Here is a 23423-nt window from a genome sequence, read left to right as displayed (position 1 = left end):
AGCTCTAGCCGGTCAGTGACAGTTCGAGCGGGCATAGAGGTGCGTAAAGTGCGGCTGAGACTGTTGCTTGTCGACAGCCTGCTTTCACCCCACTTTTGTCGCAGGCATGCGATTCCAGAACGCGATTTAACTGCGCCGGGTGCCGTCGATCTGGAAAAAAGCAGATCTACCTCTGCCCTGCAATCGCCGAAGACCCAATCCATCGTCGTCACCAGGCTCGAAAAGCTCCCCCGGCCTTGCTAAACAAACGCGCCGTTCAAACACCCTTTCTTACCAGGCATCACGCTAAACGTGGACGCCAGAGCGAAGGTACGCTGATAGAACGCGCTAGCCCTGTTCACATGCCCAACGAACGGCGAATCCGCCCCAACGGGCCCGCGATGTACACCGGCAATGCCAACAAACCCTAGAGATGTTGAACATCCGCTACAGACCGCCGTACAACTGTCGTCACGCATATGCGACAATGCGCGCCATGTCCGGCATCAATCCCGCCTTTATTGCTCAGCAACTTGGCCATAGCGTCCCAATGTTGCTGTCTACGTATGCGCGTTGGCTCAACTCAAGCTCAGACTGGAGCGAGCTGGAAAAGCTCCACATTGGTATCGGCTCAAACCAGCCAACTCTAAGCTATTGATAGGTAAAGTAATTGATCTCCACAGCTAACATCACGATGCAATTCGGCGCTAAGCCGCTTTTTGAGAACGTTTCAGTCAAGTTTGGCGCGGGCAACCGCTATGGCTTGATCGGTGCCAACGGGTGCGGCAAGTCCACTTTCATGAAGATCCTCGGCGATGATCTTGAGCCGTCTGGCGGCCAGGTCATGCTGGAGCCGAACGTGCGCCTGGGTAAGTTGCGCCAGGATCAGTTCGCCTACGAAGAATTCACCGTGCTCGACACCGTGATCATGGGTCACGAAGAGCTGTGGAAGGTCAAGGCCGAGCGCGATCGTATCTATTCACTGCCCGAAATGACGGAAGACGACGGTATGGCCGTCGCTGAACTCGAAACCGAGTTCGCCGAAATGGACGGTTACACCGCTGAATCGCGCGCCGGTGAGTTGCTGCTAGGTCTGGGGATCGGTATCGAACAGCACAATGGCCCGATGAGCGAAGTCTCGCCAGGCTGGAAGTTGCGTGTTCTGCTGGCTCAGGCGCTGTTCTCCGATCCTGAAGTATTGCTGCTCGACGAACCGACCAACCACTTGGATATCAACACTATCCGCTGGCTGGAAAACATTCTGACGCAGCGTAACAGCCTGATGATCATCATTTCTCACGATAGACACTTCCTGAACAGTGTCTGCACCCACATGGCTGACCTGGACTACGGCGAACTGCGTCTGTTCCCGGGCAACTATGACGAGTACATGACGGTCGCCACCCAATCGCGCGAGCAACTGCTGTCAGAAAACGCCAAGAAAAAGGCTCAGATCAACGAGCTGCAAGCGTTCGTCAGCCGCTTCTCGGCTAACGCCTCGAAATCCAAGCAGGCCAGCTCCCGCGCCAAGGCGATCGACAAGATCACTCTGGCCGAAGTCAAACCTTCGAGCCGTGTCAGCCCGTTCATTCGTTTCGAGCAAAACAAAAAGCTGCACCGTCAGGCTGTGATTGTCGAGCAGATGGCCAAAGGCTTTGATGGCAAAACGCTGTTCAAGGACTTCAGCTTCACCGTTGAAGCGGGCGAGCGCGTAGCGATCATTGGCCCGAACGGTATCGGCAAAACCACCTTGTTGCGCACCCTGGTCAACGAACTGACTCCGGATGCCGGTACTGTGAAGTGGACCGAAGCCGCTGAGCTGGGTTACTACGCCCAAGACCACGCACATGACTTCGAAGACGACATGACCCTGTTCGACTGGATGGGTCAGTGGACTCAAGGCGAGCAAATGGTACGCGGCACTTTGGGCCGCATGCTGTTCTCCAACGATGACATTCTCAAGTCGGTAAAAGTGATTTCCGGTGGTGAGCAAGGTCGCATGCTATTCGGCAAGCTGATCCTGCAAAAAGCCAACGTGCTGATCATGGACGAACCGACCAACCACTTGGACATGGAATCCATCGAAGCGCTGAACCTGGCGCTGGAAAACTACCCGGGCACGCTGGTTTTCGTCAGCCACGACCGTGAATTTGTTTCCTCGCTGGCCACTCGCATCATTGAGTTGAGCCCAAGCGGCGTGATCGACTTCAGCGGCACATACGATGACTACCTGCGTAGCCAAGGCGTCGTGTTCTGATTCAAGGCACCCTGCGGCCTTAATAGCGTCATCAAAAAACCCGTCCTCGTGACGGGTTTTTCGTGGGCTGGCGTTCGTAGCAAATAGTTAGCCTGCTTTCTTTTATCGCCCGCGCCCGCCATCATGCGCGCCAACGATGATTGTTAGCCGGAACGCCCGTCATGCCTGTGCAACACCCCTCGCCCAGACCTTGCGGGTCAGTCACGCTACAAATCTTGTCCATCGTTTTATACCTTCATCGCCTTGCTTTGCATGGGTTTGCCCATCGCGGTTCTGCCCGGCTATGTTCACGATCATTTTGGTCAGTTTTCGGCCTGATCGCGCCCCATGGGCTGAGCCTGATGTTGCCTCGATTGGCTACGGGACGCTGACCACGTTCATCACCCTGTAGGCGAATGACGTTGCAAGGACTGCCGGAAAAATCGACCTGCCTCCTCAATCAGGTCGCGGTGTATATCCTCGCGATCAACCCCTTCTGCGTCGGTGCACAAACCGGGCATTGTCGCCATCTGCTCATCCGTACACGGCGCCATGAATACAAAGTGACCTGCGCCCGCAATCACCTTGAATTCGGGTGCCACCGGCAACTTGCGTGCGAGCGCATCGGCGTTTTTGTCCGGGAACACCAACGTATCGTCATCGCCACTGTAAAGCAGGACTGGCACATGGACATCTGCCAGCGTTTGGCGTCCGAACATCAGACTCAGCGGTGCCAGCAGCAGCAATGCATGCACCCGCGGGTCTGCGCTGGGGACAAGGTCGTCACGATCGGCGATCAACTCGCCCTGTGTGGTGCAAGCGTCACGGTCATTCGGGCGCTCCTGGCAGTAACGGCGTAAACGCTCCAGATCTGGTTGCGCGCCCGCGAGGATCAGCGCGGTTTCCCCTCCGGCCGAGTAACCCATGACGCCCACTTCATCACCCAGTACGTGGGGTGATAAATGGCGGTCATGCAAGGTCGCGCTGATCGCCGCGGATATCTGCATGGGCCGCCCATACAAGTTGCTCAAGGTGCCAAGCCGACTGTGATCTTTATAGTTATCGCCGGGGTGGAGTACGGCAACCACGACAAAACCTTTACGTGCCAGCGCTGTGGCCATGTCATGCAGGGCCAGTGGTGTGCCGGTATTGCCATGGGACAACATCAACAACGGGTAATGCCCGCTGGCAATTTTGGCGTTTTCAGTGGCGTCCACTTGATAGCTGCCTAATCGGCTACTGCCCTCTTTCGCCGTAGAGGGGTAAAAGGCAATCGCGTGCATCGGCTGATGATCCAGCGGGTCCAGAAAATTCAGGCGATGAAAGCCCACACTCCACTGCAAGACCGGTTCAGCTCGCACGATTAAAGGGCAGCTAGACCATAAAAAAACCAGAACCGCACACAGACGCATCATGGAGGCTCACCTTGGTGAAGGCTTAGCGTGAGAGTTGATGCCAAAACGTAGTGGTTGATCTGGGCATAATCCACGCCAGCATCTTTCAGGCCAGAAGCAAAAAACTCCGTAGCCTGGCCATGTGTAGATGGCCAGAATACAGAGTTTAGTGTGTACGGCGTGCCCGCAAAGCTTACGCGACGCTGAACAAGCCTTCGTTAATGTGCGCGTGTGCATCATTCATGGCTTTGCTGCGAACATCGTCGCCGTAAGCCAGACCGTGAGCGCGAACAAACTCGATATCAGTGATGCCCAGAAAGCCCAACATGACTTTCAAATAGTCCTCATGTGCCGAACCGGTAGGCTGGCCCACGTGCAAGCCGCCTGAGGTGGAGACCACGATGACCTTTTTGTTAGCGCAAAGCCCTTCAGGCCCGGCATCGGTGTAACGGAAGGTCTGGCCTGCCACGGCAATACGATCAATCCACGCTTTGAGCTGGGTCGGGATCGTGAAGTTGTACATCGGTGCGCCAATCACGACCGCATCGGCAGCCAAGAACTGCGCCAAGGTATCTGCGCTCAATTGTGCTTCATGCTTGTGTGCTGCATCGCGCAGTTCCGCCGGGGTGACGGCGGCCATCAGCGTAGCGGAGGAAAAGTGTTCAATCGCTTCAGCCGCCAGATCGCGGTAGCTCACTTCAATGCTCGGATCGGCGGCTTTCCAGGCGCCAACGACTTCACGGCTCAACTGACGCGACGCTGAGTTATCGCCCAAAATGCTCGAATCGATATGCAACAGTTTCATGGTGATCTCCACAAATGAGAATCGCCGCCGGGCGATCAAGTGGCAGTGATACTACCGATGAAAGCAATCGACGATAAGTCATCCATTGTGTGATAGTTCGTCCCACTTGTAGGACGGTGAGAAAACTCATGCAGGATCTTAACGATCTCTATTACTTTGCCAAGGTGGTCGAAGCCGGCGGGTTTGCCGCTGCGGGCCGGCTACTGGGTGTCCCCAAGTCACGCTTGTCGCGCCGGGTCGCCGAGCTTGAGGAACGCTTGGGCGCGCGTCTGTTACAGCGCACCACCCGCCAACTCAAACTGACAGCCGTGGGTGAACGTTACCTGCGCCACTGCCAGGCGATGCTGCTTGAAGCCGAGATGGCTGACGAGGCTGTCGCCAGCATGTCCAGCGAACCGCGCGGGCCGTTGCGGGTGTCATGTCCGGTGGGACTGGCGCATGAATTCATGCCCGAGGTCATTAGCGCGTTTTTGCGCGCCTACCCTCAGGTGCAGCTGGAAATGATCCTGCTCAATCGTCGGGTTGACCTGATCACCGAGGGCATTGACGTAGCGATGCGTGTGCGCGAGCTGGGGGACGAAGACCCATTGTTGGTCACGCGGCGCCTGCGTCAGGCGCAGACCGTCATGGTGGCAAGCCCCGAGTTTGCCCGTGAATGGCCCATCAGTACCCCGAATGACTTGAAGCAGGTCCCGGTTTTAGGTGCCCTGGAGGCTGATCGCATGGTCCACCTGCGCATGCTGGATGAACAGGGCAAGCCTTGCGACCTGGTGCTGCAAGCGCGGTTAGGCATTGATGACTTTATTGTGCGCAAAGCCTGCACCCTGTCAGGGATGGGTTTCACCGTGCTGCCCATGATGTATTGCGAGCAGGAATTGCACACAGGCCAACTGGTGCAATTGCTGCCCAAATGGTCACTGCCGGGTGGCTGGCTGCACGCGGTCTACCCGCATCGGCGCGGTGTCATGCCCGCAGTACGCGCCTGGATCGAACATCTGGTCGAATCATTTGAACGCTGTGGAGACAAGCTTCTATGAGCGCTAACACGATGAGTAAAGAAGAGGTCGCTGCGTATTGCCGCAGCCTGCCGGGCGTCAAAGAAGACATTAAGTGGGGAGGTGTTCATGTGTTCTTTGTTGACCAGAGCAAGATGTTTGCGCTGTTCAACCTGAATCAGGACGGGCTGTCTTTTAAAGTCGAAAAAGACCTGTTTCTGGGCTATGTCGACCGACCGGGCATACATCCCTCGCCGTATCTGGCGCGGGCGCACTGGATCAACATGAAAACACCCTACCCGATGGCCACCGCAGAACTGCAAGACTTACTGCGCCGTTCTCATCAGTTGGTGGTGAGTAAACTGCCGAAAAAACGTCAGATCGGCTTATTGCTCTGACGTTTTTGCGCAGTGGCCTACAGATCAATAAACGTCATTTTCAAGAACAGCACATCAATCCAGAGTGCTTGATGCGCCGCGACGATCAACCAGAACCACACTTGGTAGGCGACTTTGCGGGTTTTGTGGCGAAACACGTGTTGCGCCACACACGCTCCAGGCCATCCCCCCAACAACTCCACCCCATGCAGGACGTTCTCCGGCGTACGCCAGCGGCCTGCTCGGGCCTGCTTTTTGTCATACCCATACAAGCCGAATGCCAGCGCGCTGGCGATGACGTACCCCCATAACGGCACGCGGGTGACGCCGGTGACCAGCAGCATCACCGCGCCCCCTACCGGCAACGCGCACAGCAGGGCAAACATCACTAGCTTGAACTTCACACCACGAACCGGTCCGGTGTCATGCGCCGGCTCGCGCCCACGGGGCTGACGCTGTTTGACGGGTGTTCTCACGCAGACGCTGCCGACCAGTCAATCCAGCCAAACTGCCAGGTGGCCAATATCAGCAGGCCAAAGACAATGCGATACCAGGCAAAGGCCGCATAACTGTGACTGGAAATAAACTTCAACAAGGCACGTACGGCAATCATCGCGAAGATGAACGAGGTCACAAAGCCAATGGCAAACACCGGCAAATCATCCGGTTGAAACAGGTGACGGTACTTGTAACCGGAGTACACCGCTGCACCGACCATGGTCGGCATCGCCAGGAAAAACGAAAACTCAGTCGCAGCCTTTCGCGACAAACCAAATAACAAACCGCCAATGATGGTCGAGCCCGAACGCGACGTGCCGGGGATCATTGCCAGGCATTGGGCGAAACCGATTTTGACGGCGTCTTTCCAGGTCATGTCATCCACCGTTTCTGCGTGGATGACATGCTGGCGACGTTCGGCCCATAGCATGATGACCCCGCCGATGACCAACGCTGTGGCCACGGTGATCGGGTTGAACAGGTACTCATGAATGGTATCGGCGAAAATCACGCCCAGCACCACGGCGGGCAGCACAGCAATTATCAAGTTGACGGTAAAACGACGTGCCTGCGGCTGTGTGGGCAAGCCGGTGACGACGTCCAGAATCTTGCGTCGAAACTCCCAGACCACGGCCAGAATCGCGCCGAGCTGAATAATGATGTTGAACGCCATCGCCCGCTCACCACCAAAGTTGAGCAAGTCAGCAACGATGATTTGGTGGCCCGTACTGGAAATCGGCAAAAATTCCGTCAGGCCTTCTACTACGCCGAGTATCAACGCCTGTGCGGCAGTCCAAAGATCCATTGTTCCCCCATAAAGCCCCGCATCATGCCGAGCAGATAAGTCATTAGTGAGTGCCTGCAACCGCTGCCGCGGGGTGGGTTACAGCCGTGGATTTTCGCCAGCGCGATGTGAAAAAAGTGTCAGAAATCAAGAAACATACAGGTTTTGCGATTTCGGCCGAGATCCTATCAGACACACCCGACTTTCGCTGCTATGACATTAGACCCAAGTCGCATGGGCCACACCCGCCAAGCGTGCTTGGATGCTAGTCAGTGTCGACTACAAGAAGAAAAACAAGGAGTGACCGTTTTATGAATACCTTACGCAGGTTGTCCATCAGCCGTCGTTTGTGGCTGATTTTGATCGTGGCCATGGCCATGCTGCTGGCGTTGGGTTTGTTGATGCTCAAACAGATCCATGACGATCTTTATCAGGGCAAAGTCCAGAAAACCCAGCATGTCGTCCAGACTGCCAGCGGCATTCTCAATTACTACCATGGGCTGGAAACGGCAGGTTCCTTGAGCCGCGAAGCCGCACAACAGCAGGCGTTGAGCGTGATCAGCCAGTTGCGCTACGACCACGATGACTACTTCTGGATCAATGACCTGCGCCCCTACATGGTCATGCACCCCACCAACCCCAAACTGGATGGCAAAGACCTCTCGGCAATCAAAGACCCGGACGGCTTTGCGATATTCAGCGAAATGGCGTCGCTGGCCAAAGCCAAAGGCGCGGGCATGGTCGATTACCGCTGGCCAAAACCCGGCTCTGACGCCCCGGTGCAAAAAACATCCTATGTCCAACTGTTCGAGCCGTGGGGGTGGGTCATGGGGTCGGGGGTGTACATCGATGACATGCAGGCCGAGTTTTGGGGACAAGTCTGGAAAGCCTGCTGGGCCGGGCTTGGCATCGCGTTGATCATGGCCGCACTGGTGACAATGATTGCGCGCAGTATCGTGCGTCCGCTGCAAGACGCCGTGCAGGCCATGGCCAACATCGCCAGTGGCGAAAGCGACCTGACCCGCAGCCTGGACACCCACGGGCAGGACGAAGTCACCGAACTGGCGCATCATTTCAATGCGTTTGCCGCCAAGTTGCGCAATGTGGTCAGTCACCTGCAATCCACGGCCACAGCACTGGACCAGTCCTCCACTGAGCTAGGCAACGATGCCAATGATGCTCAACATCGATGCCAGCAACAGGCGCTGCAAATGGATCAAGTGGCGACGGCGATCAACGAAGTCACCTACGCCGTGCAGGATGTGGCCAAAAACGCTGAGCACGCAGCCAGCGAAATGCGCGGTGCCCAGGAGCAGGCCGAGCAAGGCCAGCACAACATTGACAGCAGCCTGCAACAGATCGGCGACTTGTCCGGCACCATCAACCAGGCCGTCGAGGTGATTCGCACCCTGGCCTCGCAAAGCAGTGACATCAGTACGGTGCTGGAGGTGATCCGTTCGATCGCCGAGCAAACCAACCTGCTGGCACTCAATGCGGCCATTGAAGCGGCCCGTGCAGGTGAGCAAGGTCGCGGTTTTGCCGTGGTGGCGGACGAAGTCCGGTTGCTGGCCCAACGCACGCAAAAGTCCACTGCAGACATTCAGACCATGATCGAGGGGCTGCAAAAACACTCCGAAGCGGCGGTCAATGTCATCGCCAGCAGCAGCCGCGCATCACAGTCAACCATCGAGCAAGCGACGTTGGCCGGGCAAAGCCTGAGCAGTATTGGTCAGGCCTTGAATAATTTGAATGGTCTGAACGCCTCGATTGCCAGTGCCACCTTGCAACAGGCGCATGTGGTCGAAGACATCAACCAAAACGTGACCCAGGCCGCTGGCTTGTCGCAAAGCACGGCACAGGCGGCCGAGCAATCGAGCGCTGCCAGTGTTCATCTCAAGGCGTTGAGTGTGCAGTTGAACAATCTGTTACGTCAGTTCAAGGTCTGACGTGCGCCGCGGCGCAGACCTGCTCTGCGCCGCAGTGGTGATCGATCAAGCGATCACAATGTCCGCGCCGCCAAGATGGGCCAGGCCCACGCCCACCAACGTGACCGAGCTGTCACCAAAACTCAGTACAGTGTCGGCGCCCGATGCGCGGGCATGTGCCCGGTAATCGGCGTTGTAACCGCCCTCCACGCCCAAAAACACCAATGTGTCGTTGCCTTGATAGCCCTTGAGCGTGTCGTGCCCGAAATCACCGGTGAACACGAAGGTGTTACGACCTCCCGCCGCCTCTAGCAGGTCATCCCCCGCCCCACCAATGAACACATGCTGGCCCAGCGTACCGATCAAATGATCATTGCCTCCCTGCCCGATCAGCCAGTCACCCTTGAGCTGGGCCTTGAGCGTACTGTCAGCGGTGCTGGCAGTGACTGAGTGGGTGTAATCGCTGCGGCTATTGCCTGTCCACAACCCATCGTCAGCCACCCGGTGCGTGACCGACTGGCGGATGCCCAGCCAATTGGGCTCCTCGCTTACCAGCATGCTGATGTCATGGGTCAATGTAATTGCGCCGTGAGCGTCGCGCACATACACCGTGCCCTGCCCGTCATTTACCACATCGACCTTGCTTAAAGACGTTTGCAACTCCAGCGTATTGATACCTTTTCCCCCCACAATGATGTTGTAACCGCCACTGTCACGGAACGTGTCGTTGCCATCACGCCCTTCAAGGAAGTCATTACCGCGCCCCCCTTGAATCAAGTCATTGCCATCGCTGCCAATAATCAACGTGGTGCCGGTGTGCGTTTGAGCATTGCGATTGAGGTCTTGCACCCAGGTGGTTGCCCGGGCCGGATCGGACAGGTTGGCGACGACGATGGTCGAATCCTTGTACGTCAGGTCGTAGAACGCCGAATCGAGGATACGGTTCATGCCGCTTTCGTAGCCACTGGGCAAGTGCGTGACCCACGTCGACACATTGACGATAGAAAACGGCATCACATTCCACAGGGTTGACGCGTAATGGTCGTTGAAGCTCACGATGTTGTTGGTCGCCGACGGCTGATGCGCGTCATGAACGCCCAATGACGACAGGCTGAAATCAGAACCGTCGAGCGCTCGAAACACCGGGTCGTTCTCGTAACCAATGTTCAACACGTTGTGCGTGTTATCACTTTGGGTCGGTGACGCAAACGCCACGTAGCGCGCGTCCTGATAAAAGCCTGACCAACGATCAGTACTCAGGTCGGCCAGGCTGTTGACCGCCAACCCGCCCAGGCTATGGCCGCTGACTAAAATGTCCTTGCCACTTAAACCATGAGCCGCGGCAAAGGCTGCTACGTTGCCCAGCAGCGCGTTAAACGCGTTGCCCGTGTAGTTTTTGGCGTAATCGGCAGGGCCGATCGCCGCCAGCAGGTCGCTGATGGCATCGCCAATAGAATCGGTAATCAACGATTCTCGTGGGCCACTGGTGCCACGAAAACCGATGCCGATTGAAGTTAAATGCCCATCAGCTGTGTATTTGCCCAGAATTTCTACCTGAGCGGTGTCGTAGCCTTTCTTTTCGCCGAAGAAGGTGCCGCGCTGGTCGACCTTTCCCGCGTAGCCCAGTTGCTCGGCGCTGATCGGTGTCCAGCCGGCTTTCTCGACCGCTTCACGCGCCAGCTTTTCGGAGTCCGGGTTCCACGGGATGCCAGGTACCACCCCTTGCGCGTCCACGCCACCCAACACCGCCTTGACCAGCGTGGCAGGCAAGCCGGTGCCCATACCGTTTTTCTGATAACCGACTGCAAACCCGTTATCGATGTTGTGATAGCTGTACAACGTGATTGCCAAAGCATCTTTGAACAGCGCCGCCGAAGCCTCTGTTCCCACATCCTTGTAGTCAAAAACAGCCATGGTGTTGCACGCCTCAGGGTAGAAACTAATGAGCGTTCAAAGGCTGAACAAACGCCTCATCGACACGCGCAAGGTCTTGTTCGCGCAAGGTGCCCGCATAGAAATGCAGCTTGGTCCACGCCAATAAGTAGTCATAACGGGTTTGCGCTAGATCACGTCGCGTGCTGTAAAGCTGCTGCTCGGCATTCAATGCGTCCAGGTTGACTCGCTCACCGCCCAAAATGCTTTGCCGAGTGGAGACCACTAACGCCTCGGCCGAAGTCAGGGCTTTTTGATAAGCGCGCAGTTTGCTGACCCCCGACTGACAGGCATTGAATTGACGGCGCAGTTCGATCAGCGTTTCGCGGGTTTTACCTTCCAGCTCGTACTCGACTTGAGACAAATTGCTGCTGGCCTGGCGCACCGAGGCCGAGACCCCGCCGCCCGCATACAGCGGCAGGTTGATTTCAATCCCAATGGTGTTGGTGTCATAACGCTGGTTGTAGGTGTTGCCGCTTTCCGACTCCATCTTGCGCACACTGGCATAGGCGTTGAGCTTAGGCAGATGGCCGGCGCGGTTGCGCTCGACTTCATAACGCGCCACTTCCAGCGCTTCACGTTGCGAGGCTAACGCCGGGTTATTGGCCAGCGCCAAGTCGTGCCAGGTCGAGAAATTGGCAGGTTCAAGGGCGAAGGTGCCGAAGTTATGGGCCAGCGGCGTGAGTTGATCAATGTCGATCAGCGGCTGGCCAATCAGCGCACCCAGTTCGCGCAACGCCGCATCTTGCTCATCGCGGGCCTGAATTTCCTCGGCGGTGGCCAATTCATAGCGCGATTCGGCTTCAAGAATGTCCGTACGCGTGCCCTCGCCTTGGCGAAACAGGTGCTCGTTCTGCTGCCATTGTTGCTCGTAGGCTTTTTTCTTGGCTTGTGCGTTGTCGATTTGATCCTGCGCAAACAACGCCTGCGTGTAATGCGTCAGTACCCGCACCAGCAGTTCCTGACTTTTACTGCGAAAATTCTCATCGGCAAACAGCGATTGCGCCACACCCTTGCGGTAATTGGCGTAAGCCTCGTAGTCAATCAAGGGCTGTTGCAGCATGAACGTCGAACCGTAGCTGCTGTAGTTGCGGTCTTCGTGGCGGTTGCCGTTTTCATTCAGATAGGTGGCTTTAGAGTTGTTGCGCCCCTTGTTGTAGTTGTACGACAACTTGGGTAGCAGGCCAGCACGGCCGATGATGCGGTTTTCCTGGCCTGCCTCACGCTCCTTGATTGCCCCCAGAAACTCAGGGTCATTGCGTAATGCCTGTTCGTACACCTGAAACGGTCCCATCGCCTGTGCGCTAACGGCGATCCCCGCCCATAGCACCAACCCCAGGTACATCTTTGAAGCTGCTTTCATACGTCGCAATTTCCTATCGCTCAGTCAACGCAGAACCTGCGCGATCCAACAGTGGTTTGAACAGGTAGTTGAGCAGCGAGCGCTCGCCCGTGCGCACAAACATCTCAGCTGGCATGCCGGGTTTGATCACCAGGCCATTGAGTTTCTCCAGTGCCTGGTCACTCACCGAACTGCGCAGCACGTAGTACGGCATGCCGGTTTTTTCATCGAGCAACTGGTCGGCGGACACCAGACTGACTTGCCCGGATACGCGCGGGGTGCTGCTTTGGTTGAAGGCGGTGAACAGAATGTCCACCGGCAACTGATCACCGACCTTGTCCACGAGGTTCACGGGCAAGCGGCCTTCCACTTCCAGTCGTGTGCCCTGCGGCACGATCTCTAGCAGGGTTTCACCGGCCCGAATCACCGCGCCTTCGGTGTGCACACCCAGATTGACGGCAATGCCGTCGGCGGGTGCATTAATCGCACTGTGCTGGAGGTCAAAGTCGGCGGAGGCCAGTTGCTGCTCAAGGGTCAGGCTTTTGAGTTGTGCATCAGCCAACTGACTGCGCACCTCTTTTTGGTATTCATCAACGTGCTGCGCTAATTTAAGGCGCGATTCGAGAATCCCTTGCTCTATGCGACCGCTTTCACCGGCGTTTTGCGCCACATCCTGCTGTACCTGCGACAGTTGGCGCTCGTACTCCATCAACCGGTTACGCGGGATGTAGCCGTTTTCAGCCAAAGGACGAAGATTGATCAACTGTTGGCGCAAGGAATCGGCCTGAGCGCCCAAATCGCCGCGCGCTCGGCGCATACCGGCCAATTGTTGGGTCGCGCCCTCGATACTGGCTTTAAGCCCGGATTGCTCACGGGCAAACGCCTCTCGACGGCTGCTGAACAGTTGCTGCTGACCTTCCAGTACCAATGCCAGTCGCGGGTCAGGGTTAGCGCTCAACTCGGGCGGAAAACTCACTCGCTGCAAGTTGTCGCGCTCACTCTGCCAACGCGCCGTGCTGGCCCAAGCCATGCGGTACTGCGCACGCAACGATTGAACATCAGCGTCGATCTGGGTTTGATCGAGTTGAAACAGCGGCTCGCCCTGGCGCACCACCTGCCCTTCACGCACCAGAATTTGGCTCACAACGCCAGCCCCCAGCGATTGCACCGCCTTACGCTTGCCTGACACCACCACGGTGCCTTGAACCGGAATACCTTCATCCAGCGGCGCAAGGCTGGCCCATGCGAAGAAACTGCCTGCGCCGACAATGGTCAGGATCCAGCCCATGCGCACGTAAAATCCGGCGCCTCGTTCACAAGCCTTGGGTAATTTTTGATCATTCATGATAGGAGCGTCCTTGCTCATGCGCCTGTGCTCTGGGTCTGTGCCTGATGCGGGCGATTGATACTGACTGCCGAGCCATGTTGTTGCTGGACATTGGCCAGCGCTTTGAGGACCTCCGCGCTGGGGCCGAACACCTGAGTTCGCCCCTCATTAAGCACCAGCAATTTGTCAGCCTGAGCCAACGATGAAGACCGATGGGTGACCAGCACCACGCTGCTGCCATGCGCCTTGAGTTGCGCAATGGCATTGGTCAACGCCGCATCACCCACCGCATCCAGATTGGAATTGGGCTCATCCAGCACCACCAGGCGCGGGCTGCCATAGAGCGCCCGCGCCAACGCCACGCGCTGCTTTTGCCCGCCCGACAAACCGCTGCCGTTGTCCCCCAGCACCGTGTCGTAACCCTGCGCCAGGCGCAAAATCATCTCGTGAACACCGGCTTGCTGAGCGGCGGCCACCACATGCTGCGGGTCTGGATCGCGAAAGCGCGCAATGTTTTCGGCGATAGAGCCACTGAACAGTTCGATGTCCTGAGGCAAATAGCCAATGTAGGGCCCCAACTGGTCGCGGTTCCACTGATGAATATCGGCACCGTCAAGGCGCACTGTGCCCGCCAGAGTGGGCCATACGCCTACCAACACCCGCGCCAGCGTTGACTTGCCCGAGCCCGATGCACCCAATACGCCCAACACTTCGCCTGCATTGAGGCTAAAACTGACCTGGTGCAGTGTCGGCACGGGGATGCCCGGTGGCGCCGCACTGACCTGCTCCAAACTCAGTTGGCCCTTAGGCGCCGGTAAGGCCATGTTGTCTTCAACCGGCGGATGCTCACGCAGTAAACCGTCCAGACGCTGATACGCCAACTTGGCCGAACTCCACTGCTTCCACACGGCAATCAACTGATCGATGGGGCTGAGCACGCGCCCCATCAGAATGGAACCGGCGATCATCATGCCCGCGCTCATTTCGCCTTGAATCACCAGTAACGCGCCAAGCCCCAACACCAATGACTGCAAGCATAAGCGCAGCGTTTTGCTGACTGACCCGATCACCGCGCCGGTGTCGCTGGCTTTGTTTTGCTCGGTCAAAAAGCGTGAGTGCACGTTAAACCAACGTTTACGTAAGACCCCCAACATGCCCATTGCCTGAATCGTCTCGGCATTGTGCAAATGGCTGGTGGCCAATTGACTGGACTGTTGCGAATACACGCTGGCCTGACTCAAGGACTTGCGGGTCATGACCTCGTTGACACACGCCAGCACAATCAGCAACGCCGCACCTGCCGTGGCAAAGACCCCCAGCCAGGTATTGAACATAAAAATCACAAACAGGTAGACCGGAAACCACGGCGCATCAAAAAACGCAAACAGGGCCGGGCCGGTGACGAATTGACGAATCAGCGTCAGATCGCCTAACGCCTGCCCGGCATGGGCCTGACCGCTGAACAGGTTACGTTCGAAGGCTGCACGGTAGACCTGCTGGTTAAAGCGGCGCTCCAATTGGCTGCCGATACGAATAACGATAAAGCTGCGCACTGTTTCCAGCGTGCCAATGAAGATAAAGAACCCCACGACCATTAACGACAACATGGCCAGGGTGGTGGTGTTTTGCGACGACAGCACCCGGTCATACACCTGAAGCATATAAATGGAGGGCACTAACATCAGGATATTAATCAGTGCGGTAAAACAGCCGACACTGATCAGGATTTTTTTATAGTCAGCCAACGCATGTATCAGGGGCGCGACGGGACTGCTTTTAAGGCGCTTCATGAATCTTCCTTGATCAATAAACTACTTATCCAAGGCACGGGGTGGGGCCTCGCAAAGCCCTGGCTACCGGCCAACTTGTTCATTGGCTCATCACTGCACCGCTGTTATTGAACGACACTGATCCGCCCTCACTCATGCACCTTTAAGCCACGCCCCTTACTTCACACTTTGTAAATGCGCACGCTGCATGACCAGGGTGTTAGCGCCTTCCACTTCGCCCTCATAACGACCGGCCTCTATTAATGCCAAAAATATCGATTGCGTCCCGTCCTTACCGATAAGTAAAAGACCATCCGGGGTGGGCGACCACGTTGCGGGGGTAGTTCCCAACCAGGGTGCGAGGCACTTGACCTGCGCACTGAACGTTCGGTCTTGTTTGAGTTTTACCGTGCAGCTGTCTTTTTCATTCTGTTGCAGATAAAACGTCCAACTGCCTGCCACTTGTGCAGGGCTTAACAACATCAATGAACTGGCCATAACGCTCTCGGTGGTCAACAACAGCAATGCAGCGATACCGCCCATTGCCCTGGAAATTCTGGATGCAGTGCTCATAGGACCTCGGCCTTGTGCCAGAGAGCAGCGCTTGCGCGCTGCTCATGAACCGACAGCTTTACGCGACGATGTCGTAAGTTGCCACTTGGCCCACAGTGGTGACCAGGAAGTCAGCGACACCCTGGCCGCTGAAGTCCACTTGCAGCGACCCAGCGTTGCTAGCCTGGTGGTAGCTGACAATGGCATCACCGGCATGACCGGTGAACGCGTCAACAAAGTTCAGGCCACCCAGCTTGGTGATCGCAGTGAGGTCGATTTTGTCAAAGCCGCTCTGGAAGTCCTTGATGATATCGGCCGCTTTGGGTGTGGAGTCAGACACCGCCCCAAACACGAACGTGTCAGAACCGGTGCCACCCCACAGCACGTCGGCACCGCCGCCGCCATAAATGATGTCGTTCCCGGCACCACCTTTGAGCACGTTGGCAGCATCGTTACCGATCAGCAAGTCGTTGCCCGAGCCACCAATGGCGTTTTCGATGGTCACGCCTTGGGCGATCGACACGTTACCGGTCATGCCGCCAACATCAGAGAACGAACCTGCGGTGAGGTTGATTTTCTGGTTTTGGCTGAAGCCCGAGAAGTCCAGCGTATCGTTACCGCCGCCGTCCCACACCGAGAAAATCAGTTTTTCGGTCGATGAGGTGGCGCTGTAGAAGTCACGGTCAGCCGTGGAGTTGAAACCGTAAACGGTGTCATCCGCACGGGTTTCCAGGTTGGCGCCATACAGCTTTTGCACAGCGGCAATATCATCGAGCAACGGGGCAGATGCGTACGCACCTTCACCGGTCTTGGTGAAGACCTGGCCCGTGTTTTTCTCACTCCAGTAGCTCATGACACTGTAGGCGCGGGTATCTTCGGCATACACCGCGTCACGGTAGGTCGGGTTGCCATTGCCGGCGTTGTAGTCGCCGGGGTGAGACAGGCCCAGGGTGTGGCCGATTTCATGAGTCAGAGTCTGGCGACCGTAGTTGCCTTCGCCCGGAGTTTTATTGACTTGGTAGTCCTTGTTGATCAAGTACCACGACTCACCTTTGCGCGAGCTGTTTGGCAAGTAGGCAAAGGCCGCGCCGCCATTGCTGGCACTGAAGTTGGCGAATGTCATGTGACCATCGTCACCCCGGGCTGCCGGGCCTTCAGTGAAGGTCACTTTGGCAACGTCTGCCCATGACTCCAGCGACAGTTTGGCTTGCTCTTTTTGCAATGCCGAGAACTGGCTGAACGTACCCAGACCGCGGGAGGCATAGCCGACAGGTGGGGCTGTGAGGAAGGTGTAGGTCAGGTTGATAACACCGTCGTTGTTAAGGTCGTGCCAGCTCGCACCGCTACGGGTCAGTTGGTCAGCCACCTGGTCAACCGTGAACGAGGGTTTGCCATTGACCAGATGATCACCTCGATCATAGAAATGGCTGAAATTATCAATTTGAGTGAAGGCAGAACTGGTGCCGTTGGCAGCAAACGTCTGGTTTACGGACAGTGCTGCTTTCTCTTTAAGTTTCGACATGTAAACATTTCCTTGTTTAGCAGTAGAAAAGTTTTGACAGACAACGACGATCCCTTGGCGAGATCGTCCTATCACTCGCCGTTAAATGGCCGGGCGAAGTTGCCACATTTTGAAATATTTAGTCCAGCATTTTTTTTGGCGTCAAAATGCGATCAATCGCTAAGTAACCGAAAACATTGGAAGTTTTGCTGAAAGGTTTTTCTGCGACCAACAAAACGTCTCGTTATATTCGTTTAAGGAATAACGATACACGTTAAAACAGAGGCTTGCCGTTCACTGGCTGACTGCACGGTCTAGTGCGCCCCCCCTAAACTTACAGGCGTGTCGTTCGTACTGCCCGCCGGGCCGACTTTTAACTTTTAGCGCCTGAAAACATGCGTTTTTAACAGCGACTTATCATGGCCTCTCACCCGATAGACGCCGCATACAACGCGCCAAATAAGTGCAAATTAACAACGTGTTTTCTTATAAAAAACGTCGCTTATTTGTAAGTATCAGACGCATCAAGTAATTGAATAACCAATACGCGCTATCGACGCTGTTATGACTGTCTTAATTCTGCGCCGTGTGAATACCCCTCACCGCTTTAGTGCAGAGCACGCATTCACCGCCGAAGTACCTGACGGTGCCAAGGCGCCTCATACCGCTAGACCTGAGAATCGTCCTACAAACGGCACTTGACGGTAGTGGGTGATTTGGGTTTCCCTGAAACCGGTTTCAGCGTCATGAATGAGACCGCCTGCGATAACACCAATAAAAGGTTTCAGGCCGTGAATAGCTTTTCTGCCGCCCAACGCTCACGCGTCACCATGCGGGATGTTGCCCAACGTGCTGGCGTTTCCAAAGCCAGCGTGTCGCGCTTTATCGGCGAAGACCGCGCCTTGCTCTCTGACGCCACTGCGCAACGGATTGAGCGTGCCATCGACGAGCTGGGCTATCGCCCCAACCAAATGGCGCGTGGTCTCAAGCGTGGACGTACCCGGCTGATTGGCATGCTGGTGGCGGATATCCGTAACCCGTACTCCATTGCTGTGATGCACGGTGTCGAGACGGCTTGTCGCCTGCACGGTTACAACTTGGTGGTGTGTAACACCGATCGTAGCGATGAGCAGGAAAGCCAACACCTTGCAGCCCTGCGCGCTTACAACATCGAAGGGCTGATCCTGAACACCCTTGGCCATCATCCTGACGCGTTGCAAGCGCTGCATCAGGAGATGCCCATCGTGCTGATTGATCGCAAGGTCGAGCAGTTGCACACCGACCTGGTGGGTCTGGACAACGCCGGGGCCGTGCGCACGGCCTTACAGCACCTGCACGAGCAGGGCTTTCGTGACGTGTTAATGGTCAGCGAACCCGTGGACGGCACCAGTTCTCGCCTTGAGCGCATCGCCAGCTTTACCGTGCAACTGGCCCATTACCCGGCGCTGCGTGGCGCCGTCATCGAAACCGGCCCCGCCCTTTTCAGCCTTGTTCAAACCTTCTTAAAAACTCCCGGCTGCGGCCCCAAAGCGCTGTTTTGCGCCAACGGGGTGGCCGCACTGGCCTGCACGCAAGTGTTGCGGGCGCTCAACTGCAACCTGTTTGAGGAGGTGGGTGTCATCGCTCTGGATGACCTGGAGTGGTACCCGTTGGTCGGCAGCGGCATTACCGCCCTCGCCCAGCCCACCCAACAGATCGGCGCCAGCGCTTTTGAGTGCCTGTTCAAACGCTTGAGCGGCGACAAAACCGCGCCATGCACGCTCGATTTTGCCGCACAGCTCATCGTTCGCGGTTCGACACAACCCCCTGCTGCCTGACGTTTTTACTGCTGGCGTCCTTCATACGAACACGCGCCGGCCTTTATCTAACAAGAAATGAAACCGGTTTCAGAGGTAAGCACCATGAACACATTCCCTGTCTCAATCAGCCTGTCGAGCTATGGCGCCGACCTGGTACGAAAGCGTGGTCAACAGAGTTTTATTGCGCTACTGGCCAACGCGGGCGCTCAACGCATTGAAGTGCGTGAAGAACTGCTGACCGACGAAAACCCGGCAGCATTCAGCCTGGCCATCGACGAATATGCACTGGAATGCGTGTACTCCTCGCCTATGCAATTGTGGGATGCAGGTCAAACGCGGCCCAACCCTCAGTTGCTTGCGACCTTGCGTCGCGCCCACAGCTTTGGTGCCAAATGGCTAAAGGTGTCGCTGGGCTATTTCACCGAACATTGCGATATGGCCAATCTTGCGGCGTGTCTCGGCCAGCAACCGGTGCAATTGTTGGTTGAAAACGACCAAACCTCCCAAGGCGGTCGCATTGAGCCGCTCCAGCGGTTTTTTGATGCCGTTGAGCAGCAAGACGCGCCTGTGCGCATGACCTTTGACATTGGTAACTGGGCCTGGCAAGACCAATCTGCCAGCACGGCCGCACGTTTACTCGGGCGCCATGTCACCTACCTGCATTGCAAAGGAGTTGCCCGCCGCCCGGATGGCAAGCTGATTGCCACCCCGCCGACGGCCACTGACTTACAAATGTGGGAACACTTACTGCCTCACATGCTTCAGGGCCTGCCCCGTGCGGTGGAATACCCGTTACAAGGCAACGACCTGGACTGGCTGACCAAAGAGCACGTCGCCACGCTGGCCGCACTTGGGCAACAGGAGCTGAGCCATGTCTAAGGTCGATGTTCTGTCGTTTGGTGAAACCATGGCCATGTTGGTGGCCGAGCACACGGGCGATTTGGCGCAGGTCGAGTTGTTTCATAAACGCATTGCCGGGGCTGACAGCAACGTGGCCATAGGCCTGGCACGGCTGGGTTTTAACGTGTCCTGGCTGAGTCGCGTGGGCGCAGACTCGCTTGGCCGCTTCGTACTCCAGACCCTGCAAGCTGAAGGCCTTGACTGTCAGCACGTTGACATCGATCCGTTGCACCCCACGGGCTTTCAATTCAAGTCCCGTGTCGAGGATGGCAGTGACCCGCAAGTGGAATATTTCCGCCGCGGCTCAGCCGCCAGTCACCTGAACCGCGACGCCATCACCCCACACCTGCTCAGTGCCGGGCACTTGCATGCCACCGGCATTGTGGCCGCGCTGTCTGCCAACTGCCGCGAGCTGTCATTTGAACTGATGCAGGCCATGCGTGCGGCCGGGCGCACGGTGTCTTTCGACCCCAACCTACGCCCCTCGCTGTGGGCCAGCGAGTCGCAGATGATTGGCGACATCAACGCCCTCGCCGCCCGAGCGGACTGGGTATTGCCGGGGTTGAGCGAAGGCCGGTTACTGACCGGCTATGACGACCCGTGTGACATTGCCAGGTTCTATCTGGACCAAGGGGCCGAAGCCGTGATCATCAAACTGGGTCCAAAAGGAGCCTACTACCGCACCGCAGACGCGGAAGATTTTGTACCGGCAGTGCCCGTAGAAAACGTGATCGACACCGTCGGCGCGGGCGACGGTTTCGCCGTGGGGGTCATCAGTGCCCTGTTGGAAAATCAGGGTTTTGCCCAAGCGGTCCAGCGCGGCAACTGGATTGGCAGCCGTGCCGTGCAAAGCCGTGGCGACATGGAGGGACTGCCCTCGCGCGCCGATTTAAACCTGCACATGGCGCACTGTGCGCCCGGTGAAACTGCGTAACTTGCTGCACCCGTGACCTGCTGCGACAAAAACAACAAGCTCAGGAGCAACGCCATGCACACGCTAAAACTCGCTGCCCGCCGGTGGTGGTACATCATGCCGATCGTGTTTATCACCTACAGCCTGGCCTATCTGGACCGTGCCAATTATGGCTTTGCCGCCGCCTCGGGTATGGCCGAAGACCTGAACATTACGCCGGGGCTTTCGTCATTGCTGGGGGCATTGTTCTTCCTTGGCTACTTCTTTTTTCAGGTGCCAGGGGCGATCTATGCGCAGAAGAACAGTGTCAAAAAGCTGATTTTTGTCAGTCTGATTCTGTGGGGCGGCCTTGCCACCCTGACCGGCGTGGTCTCCAACGCCTACACGCTGATTGCCATACGCTTCATGCTCGGCGTGGTCGAAGCGGCCGTGATGCCCGCGATGCTGGTGTACCTGTGCCATTGGTTCACCCGTGCAGAACGTTCACGGGCCAATACCTTTCTGATCCTGGGCAACCCGGTGACGATGCTCTGGATGTCGGTCGTGTCAGGCTATCTGGTGCAGCATTACAGCTGGCGTTGGATGTTTATCGTCGAAGGCCTGCCAGCGGTGCTCTGGGCATTCATTTGGTGGCGTCTGGCCGATGACCGTCCAAGCGAAGCCAAATGGCTCAGCCTGCAAGAGAAGCAAGACCTGCAAAGCGCGCTGGATGCCGAACAAGTCGGCATGACGCCAGTGAAGAACTACGCGGCGGCCTTTCGCTCACCCAAAGTCATCCTGCTGGCGTTGCAGTTCTTCTGCTGGAGCATTGGCGTGTATGGCTTTGTGCTGTGGCTGCCGTCGATCCTCAAGCAGGGCGCGCACATGGACATGATCGAGGCCGGCTGGCTCTCGGCCCTGCCGTATCTGGCGGCGGTGATCGCCATGCTGGGGGTGTCCTGGGGATCAGACAAACTGCAAAGACGTAAACGCTTCGTCTGGCCGCCGCTGCTGATAGCCTCCATCGCTTTCTACGGCTCCTACGCCTTGGGCGCTGAGCATTTTTGGTTGTCCTACACGCTACTGGTGGTTGCGGGCGCTTGTATGTACGCGCCCTATGGCCCCTTCTTCGCCATCATTCCGGAAATCCTGCCCTCCAATGTGGCCGGCGGCGCGATGGCACTCATTAACAGCATGGGGGCGCTGGGGTCATTTTCCGGCTCGTACCTGGTGGGTTACTTGAATAGCGAAACCGGCTCGCCCGGCGCTTCGTACCTGCTGATGAGCGGCGCACTGCTGATTTCGGTGCTGCTCACTCTAATGCTCAAACCCACCACGAAAGACCCTGTTGCGCCACAACTCAGCGCCGCCCAGCGTCTGGCCCATTCTTGAATTAAATGTTGGTGATCGCCTTGAAAAAACACGTCGTGCTCTACAAAAAACTGTCCGATGCGCTGATGCAGCGCTTGCACGCGCACGCACATGTCACGCTGATTGAGCGCCTTGACGCACAGGGCCTGGAGCAACTGCGCGCCGCCCTGCCCCAGGCACACGGTTTACTGGGGGCAAGCCTGAAGCTGGATGCGCAACTGCTGGACCTTGCCCCCCAACTTGAGACCATTGCCAGCGTGTCCGTGGGCATCGACAACTATGACCTCGAGTACCTCAATGCACGCAAGATCCTGCTCACCCACACACCCGACGTACTCACCGAAACCACGGCCGACACTGGCTTTGCCCTGATTTTGGCCAGCGCCCGGCGCGTGGTTGAACTGGCCATTCGTGTGCGCAATGGCCAATGGCAAAAAAATATCGGCCCCGAGCATTTCGGCACCGATGTGCATGGCAAAACCCTGGGCATCATCGGCATGGGCCGCATCGGCGAAGCATTAGCCCAACGCGGCCATTTTGGCTTTGGCATGCCTGTCATCTATCACAGCCACTCGCCCAAACCGGCGGTTGAAGCGCGCTTTGATGCGCAATACCGCAGCCTTGAGCAATTGTTGCAAGAGGCTGACTTTATTTGCCTGACGTTGCCGCTGACCGCCGAAACTGAAGGCTTGGTAGGTAGCGAACAATTCGCCCTGATGCGCCCCGAAAGCATTTTTATCAACATTTCACGGGGCAAGGTGGTCGACGAAGTCGCGCTGATTCACGCCTTACAAAACGGACTGATTCGCGCAGCAGGTCTGGATGTGTTCGAACGCGAACCACTCGATACGGCCTCGCCCTTGCTCACGCTGGATAACGTGGTCGCCACGCCGCATATCGGCTCGGCCACGATAGAAACCCGTGAAGCCATGGCCCGATGTGCCGTGGACAACCTGTTGGCCGCGCTGGCTGGAGAGCGGCCACCCAATCTGGTGGGCACGTTTCATCAGTGAAAAACTGAAATTCACGGATCCAGAGAAATGCC

20 protein-coding genes and 2 pseudogenes are annotated in these 23423 nt (G+C 56.9%); 12 read left to right on the top strand and 10 right to left on the bottom strand.

Annotation, left to right across the window (positions count from 1 at the left end; translation table 11 throughout):
* From GYN01_RS22395 to GYN01_RS22390, 4 genes and pseudogenes are all read left to right on the top strand, one after another.
* Positions 1–243, top strand: a 243-nt coding sequence (locus GYN01_RS22395) for a hypothetical protein (protein WP_238936364.1), incomplete at its 5' end; no start/stop codon positions are given.
* 160 nt (positions 244–403) lie between these two features.
* Positions 404–637: pseudogene (locus tag GYN01_RS22780) on the top strand (site-specific integrase); the annotation flags it as partial.
* Between the two features lie 12 nt (positions 638–649).
* On the top strand, positions 650–2236 hold the full coding sequence (locus GYN01_RS20870; protein ID WP_082149463.1) for an ABC-F family ATPase: 1587 nt from the start codon (positions 650–652) through the stop codon (positions 2234–2236).
* A 161-nt stretch (positions 2237–2397) separates the two neighbouring features.
* Positions 2398–2539: pseudogene (locus GYN01_RS22390) on the top strand (MFS transporter); the annotation flags it as partial.
* 77 nt (positions 2540–2616) lie between these two features.
* On the opposite strand, the gene GYN01_RS20865 reads toward GYN01_RS22390, so the two are convergent.
* Complete coding sequence (locus tag GYN01_RS20865; protein WP_048365792.1) at positions 2617–3630, bottom strand: alpha/beta hydrolase family protein; 1014 nt, start codon at positions 3628–3630, stop codon at positions 2617–2619.
* A gap of 172 nt (positions 3631–3802) precedes the next feature.
* Positions 3803–4414, bottom strand: coding sequence for an FMN-dependent NADH-azoreductase (locus GYN01_RS20860; RefSeq protein ID WP_203307722.1), 612 nt, complete (start codon positions 4412–4414; stop codon positions 3803–3805).
* 128 nt (positions 4415–4542) lie between these two features.
* Between GYN01_RS20860 and GYN01_RS20855 the strand changes: the two genes are divergently transcribed.
* Both GYN01_RS20855 and GYN01_RS20850 read left to right on the top strand, forming a co-directional pair.
* Positions 4543–5451 carry a LysR substrate-binding domain-containing protein gene (locus GYN01_RS20855; protein ID WP_048365794.1) on the top strand — a complete coding sequence of 303 codons (909 nt, stop codon included), beginning with the start codon at positions 4543–4545 and terminating at the stop codon, positions 5449–5451.
* Positions 5448–5807: an MmcQ/YjbR family DNA-binding protein gene (locus GYN01_RS20850; protein ID WP_048365795.1), complete on the top strand. Its 360-nt coding sequence runs from the start codon at positions 5448–5450 to the stop codon at positions 5805–5807. The genes GYN01_RS20855 and GYN01_RS20850 overlap by 4 nt, the downstream gene beginning before the upstream one ends.
* 17 nt (positions 5808–5824) lie before the next feature.
* On the opposite strand, the gene GYN01_RS20845 is transcribed toward GYN01_RS20850, so the two are convergent.
* Both GYN01_RS20845 and GYN01_RS20840 read right to left on the bottom strand, forming a co-directional pair.
* Positions 5825–6172, bottom strand: coding sequence for a DUF1294 domain-containing protein (locus tag GYN01_RS20845; protein ID WP_203307724.1), 348 nt, complete (start codon positions 6170–6172; stop codon positions 5825–5827).
* A gap of 86 nt (positions 6173–6258) precedes the next feature.
* The gene (locus GYN01_RS20840) at positions 6259–7089 is read right to left on the bottom strand and encodes an undecaprenyl-diphosphate phosphatase (RefSeq protein WP_059761952.1); all 831 of its coding nucleotides are present in this window, start codon (positions 7087–7089) and stop codon (positions 6259–6261) included.
* A 290-nt stretch (positions 7090–7379) separates the two neighbouring features.
* Between GYN01_RS20840 and GYN01_RS20835 the strand changes: the two genes are divergently transcribed.
* Positions 7380–9014, top strand: coding sequence for a methyl-accepting chemotaxis protein (locus GYN01_RS20835; protein WP_203307721.1), 1635 nt, complete (start codon positions 7380–7382; stop codon positions 9012–9014).
* Positions 9015–9059: 45 nt separating this feature from the next.
* On the opposite strand, the gene GYN01_RS20830 is transcribed toward GYN01_RS20835, so the two are convergent.
* From GYN01_RS20830 to GYN01_RS20805, 6 genes are all read right to left on the bottom strand, one after another.
* On the bottom strand, positions 9060–10907 hold the full coding sequence (locus GYN01_RS20830) for a polyurethane esterase (protein WP_048365798.1): 1848 nt from the start codon (positions 10905–10907) through the stop codon (positions 9060–9062).
* A 25-nt stretch (positions 10908–10932) separates the two neighbouring features.
* The gene (locus GYN01_RS20825) at positions 10933–12270 is read right to left on the bottom strand and encodes a TolC family outer membrane protein (protein ID WP_238936377.1); all 1338 of its coding nucleotides are present in this window, start codon (positions 12268–12270) and stop codon (positions 10933–10935) included.
* 31 nt (positions 12271–12301) lie between these two features.
* Positions 12302–13612 (bottom strand): HlyD family type I secretion periplasmic adaptor subunit, encoded by a 1311-nt coding sequence (locus tag GYN01_RS20820; RefSeq protein ID WP_420850458.1) that lies wholly within the window; start codon positions 13610–13612, stop codon positions 12302–12304.
* A gap of 17 nt (positions 13613–13629) precedes the next feature.
* On the bottom strand, positions 13630–15384 hold the full coding sequence (locus GYN01_RS20815; RefSeq protein WP_203307720.1) for a type I secretion system permease/ATPase: 1755 nt from the start codon (positions 15382–15384) through the stop codon (positions 13630–13632).
* Between the two features lie 156 nt (positions 15385–15540).
* Entirely contained in the window at positions 15541–15936 is a 396-nt protein-coding gene (locus GYN01_RS20810; protein WP_048365802.1) for an AprI/Inh family metalloprotease inhibitor, read from the bottom strand.
* Positions 15937–15994: 58 nt separating this feature from the next.
* Positions 15995–17437 (bottom strand): serralysin family metalloprotease, encoded by a 1443-nt coding sequence (locus tag GYN01_RS20805; protein ID WP_203307719.1) that lies wholly within the window; start codon positions 17435–17437, stop codon positions 15995–15997.
* A gap of 770 nt (positions 17438–18207) precedes the next feature.
* Between GYN01_RS20805 and GYN01_RS20800 the strand changes: the two genes are divergently transcribed.
* The 5 genes from GYN01_RS20800 to GYN01_RS20780 all read left to right on the top strand — a co-directional run bounded on the left by GYN01_RS20800 (position 18208) and on the right by GYN01_RS20780 (position 23391).
* On the top strand, positions 18208–19233 hold the full coding sequence (locus tag GYN01_RS20800) for a LacI family DNA-binding transcriptional regulator (protein WP_338053188.1): 1026 nt from the start codon (positions 18208–18210) through the stop codon (positions 19231–19233).
* An 84-nt stretch (positions 19234–19317) separates the two neighbouring features.
* Positions 19318–20094 (top strand): sugar phosphate isomerase/epimerase family protein, encoded by a 777-nt coding sequence (locus GYN01_RS20795; protein WP_048365804.1) that lies wholly within the window; start codon positions 19318–19320, stop codon positions 20092–20094.
* Positions 20087–21049, top strand: coding sequence for a sugar kinase (locus tag GYN01_RS20790; RefSeq protein ID WP_048402935.1), 963 nt, complete (start codon positions 20087–20089; stop codon positions 21047–21049). Before GYN01_RS20795 ends, GYN01_RS20790 begins: the two co-directional genes overlap by 8 nt.
* 54 nt (positions 21050–21103) lie before the next feature.
* Positions 21104–22399: an MFS transporter gene (locus tag GYN01_RS20785; RefSeq protein ID WP_203307717.1), complete on the top strand. Its 1296-nt coding sequence runs from the start codon at positions 21104–21106 to the stop codon at positions 22397–22399.
* A gap of 20 nt (positions 22400–22419) precedes the next feature.
* Positions 22420–23391, top strand: a complete 972-nt coding sequence (locus GYN01_RS20780) for a 2-hydroxyacid dehydrogenase (RefSeq protein WP_203307716.1) — start codon at positions 22420–22422, stop codon at positions 23389–23391.
* The last annotated feature ends 32 nt before the right edge of the window (positions 23392–23423 follow it).

The organism is Pseudomonas weihenstephanensis (assembly GCF_016812185.1).
GTDB lineage: Bacteria > Pseudomonadota > Gammaproteobacteria > Pseudomonadales > Pseudomonadaceae > Aquipseudomonas > Aquipseudomonas weihenstephanensis.
This window is presented reverse-complemented; position numbering and strand designations above follow the sequence as displayed.

Bases quoted from the DNA above. Each gene is read 5' to 3' on its own strand.
- GYN01_RS20865 (WP_048365792.1), bottom strand. From the start codon at position 3,630: ATGATGCGTCTGTGTGCGGTTCTGGTTTTTTTATGGTCTAGCTGCCCT.
- GYN01_RS20860 (WP_203307722.1), bottom strand. From the start codon at position 4,414: ATGAAACTGTTGCATATCGATTCGAGCATTTTGGGCGATAACTCAGCG.
- GYN01_RS20855 (WP_048365794.1), top strand. From the start codon at position 4,543: ATGCAGGATCTTAACGATCTCTATTACTTTGCCAAGGTGGTCGAAGCC.
- GYN01_RS20850 (WP_048365795.1), top strand. From the start codon at position 5,448: ATGAGCGCTAACACGATGAGTAAAGAAGAGGTCGCTGCGTATTGCCGC.
- GYN01_RS20845 (WP_203307724.1), bottom strand. From the start codon at position 6,172: ATGTTTGCCCTGCTGTGCGCGTTGCCGGTAGGGGGCGCGGTGATGCTG.
- GYN01_RS20840 (WP_059761952.1), bottom strand. From the start codon at position 7,089: ATGGATCTTTGGACTGCCGCACAGGCGTTGATACTCGGCGTAGTAGAA.
- GYN01_RS20835 (WP_203307721.1), top strand. From the start codon at position 7,380: ATGAATACCTTACGCAGGTTGTCCATCAGCCGTCGTTTGTGGCTGATT.
- GYN01_RS20830 (WP_048365798.1), bottom strand. From the start codon at position 10,907: ATGGCTGTTTTTGACTACAAGGATGTGGGAACAGAGGCTTCGGCGGCG.
- GYN01_RS20825 (WP_238936377.1), bottom strand. From the start codon at position 12,270: ATGTACCTGGGGTTGGTGCTATGGGCGGGGATCGCCGTTAGCGCACAG.
- GYN01_RS20820 (WP_420850458.1), bottom strand. From the start codon at position 13,612: ATGAATGATCAAAAATTACCCAAGGCTTGTGAACGAGGCGCCGGATTT.
- GYN01_RS20815 (WP_203307720.1), bottom strand. From the start codon at position 15,384: ATGAAGCGCCTTAAAAGCAGTCCCGTCGCGCCCCTGATACATGCGTTG.
- GYN01_RS20810 (WP_048365802.1), bottom strand. From the start codon at position 15,936: ATGAGCACTGCATCCAGAATTTCCAGGGCAATGGGCGGTATCGCTGCA.
- GYN01_RS20805 (WP_203307719.1), bottom strand. From the start codon at position 17,437: ATGTCGAAACTTAAAGAGAAAGCAGCACTGTCCGTAAACCAGACGTTT.
- GYN01_RS20795 (WP_048365804.1), top strand. From the start codon at position 19,318: ATGAACACATTCCCTGTCTCAATCAGCCTGTCGAGCTATGGCGCCGAC.
- GYN01_RS20790 (WP_048402935.1), top strand. From the start codon at position 20,087: ATGTCTAAGGTCGATGTTCTGTCGTTTGGTGAAACCATGGCCATGTTG.
- GYN01_RS20785 (WP_203307717.1), top strand. From the start codon at position 21,104: ATGCACACGCTAAAACTCGCTGCCCGCCGGTGGTGGTACATCATGCCG.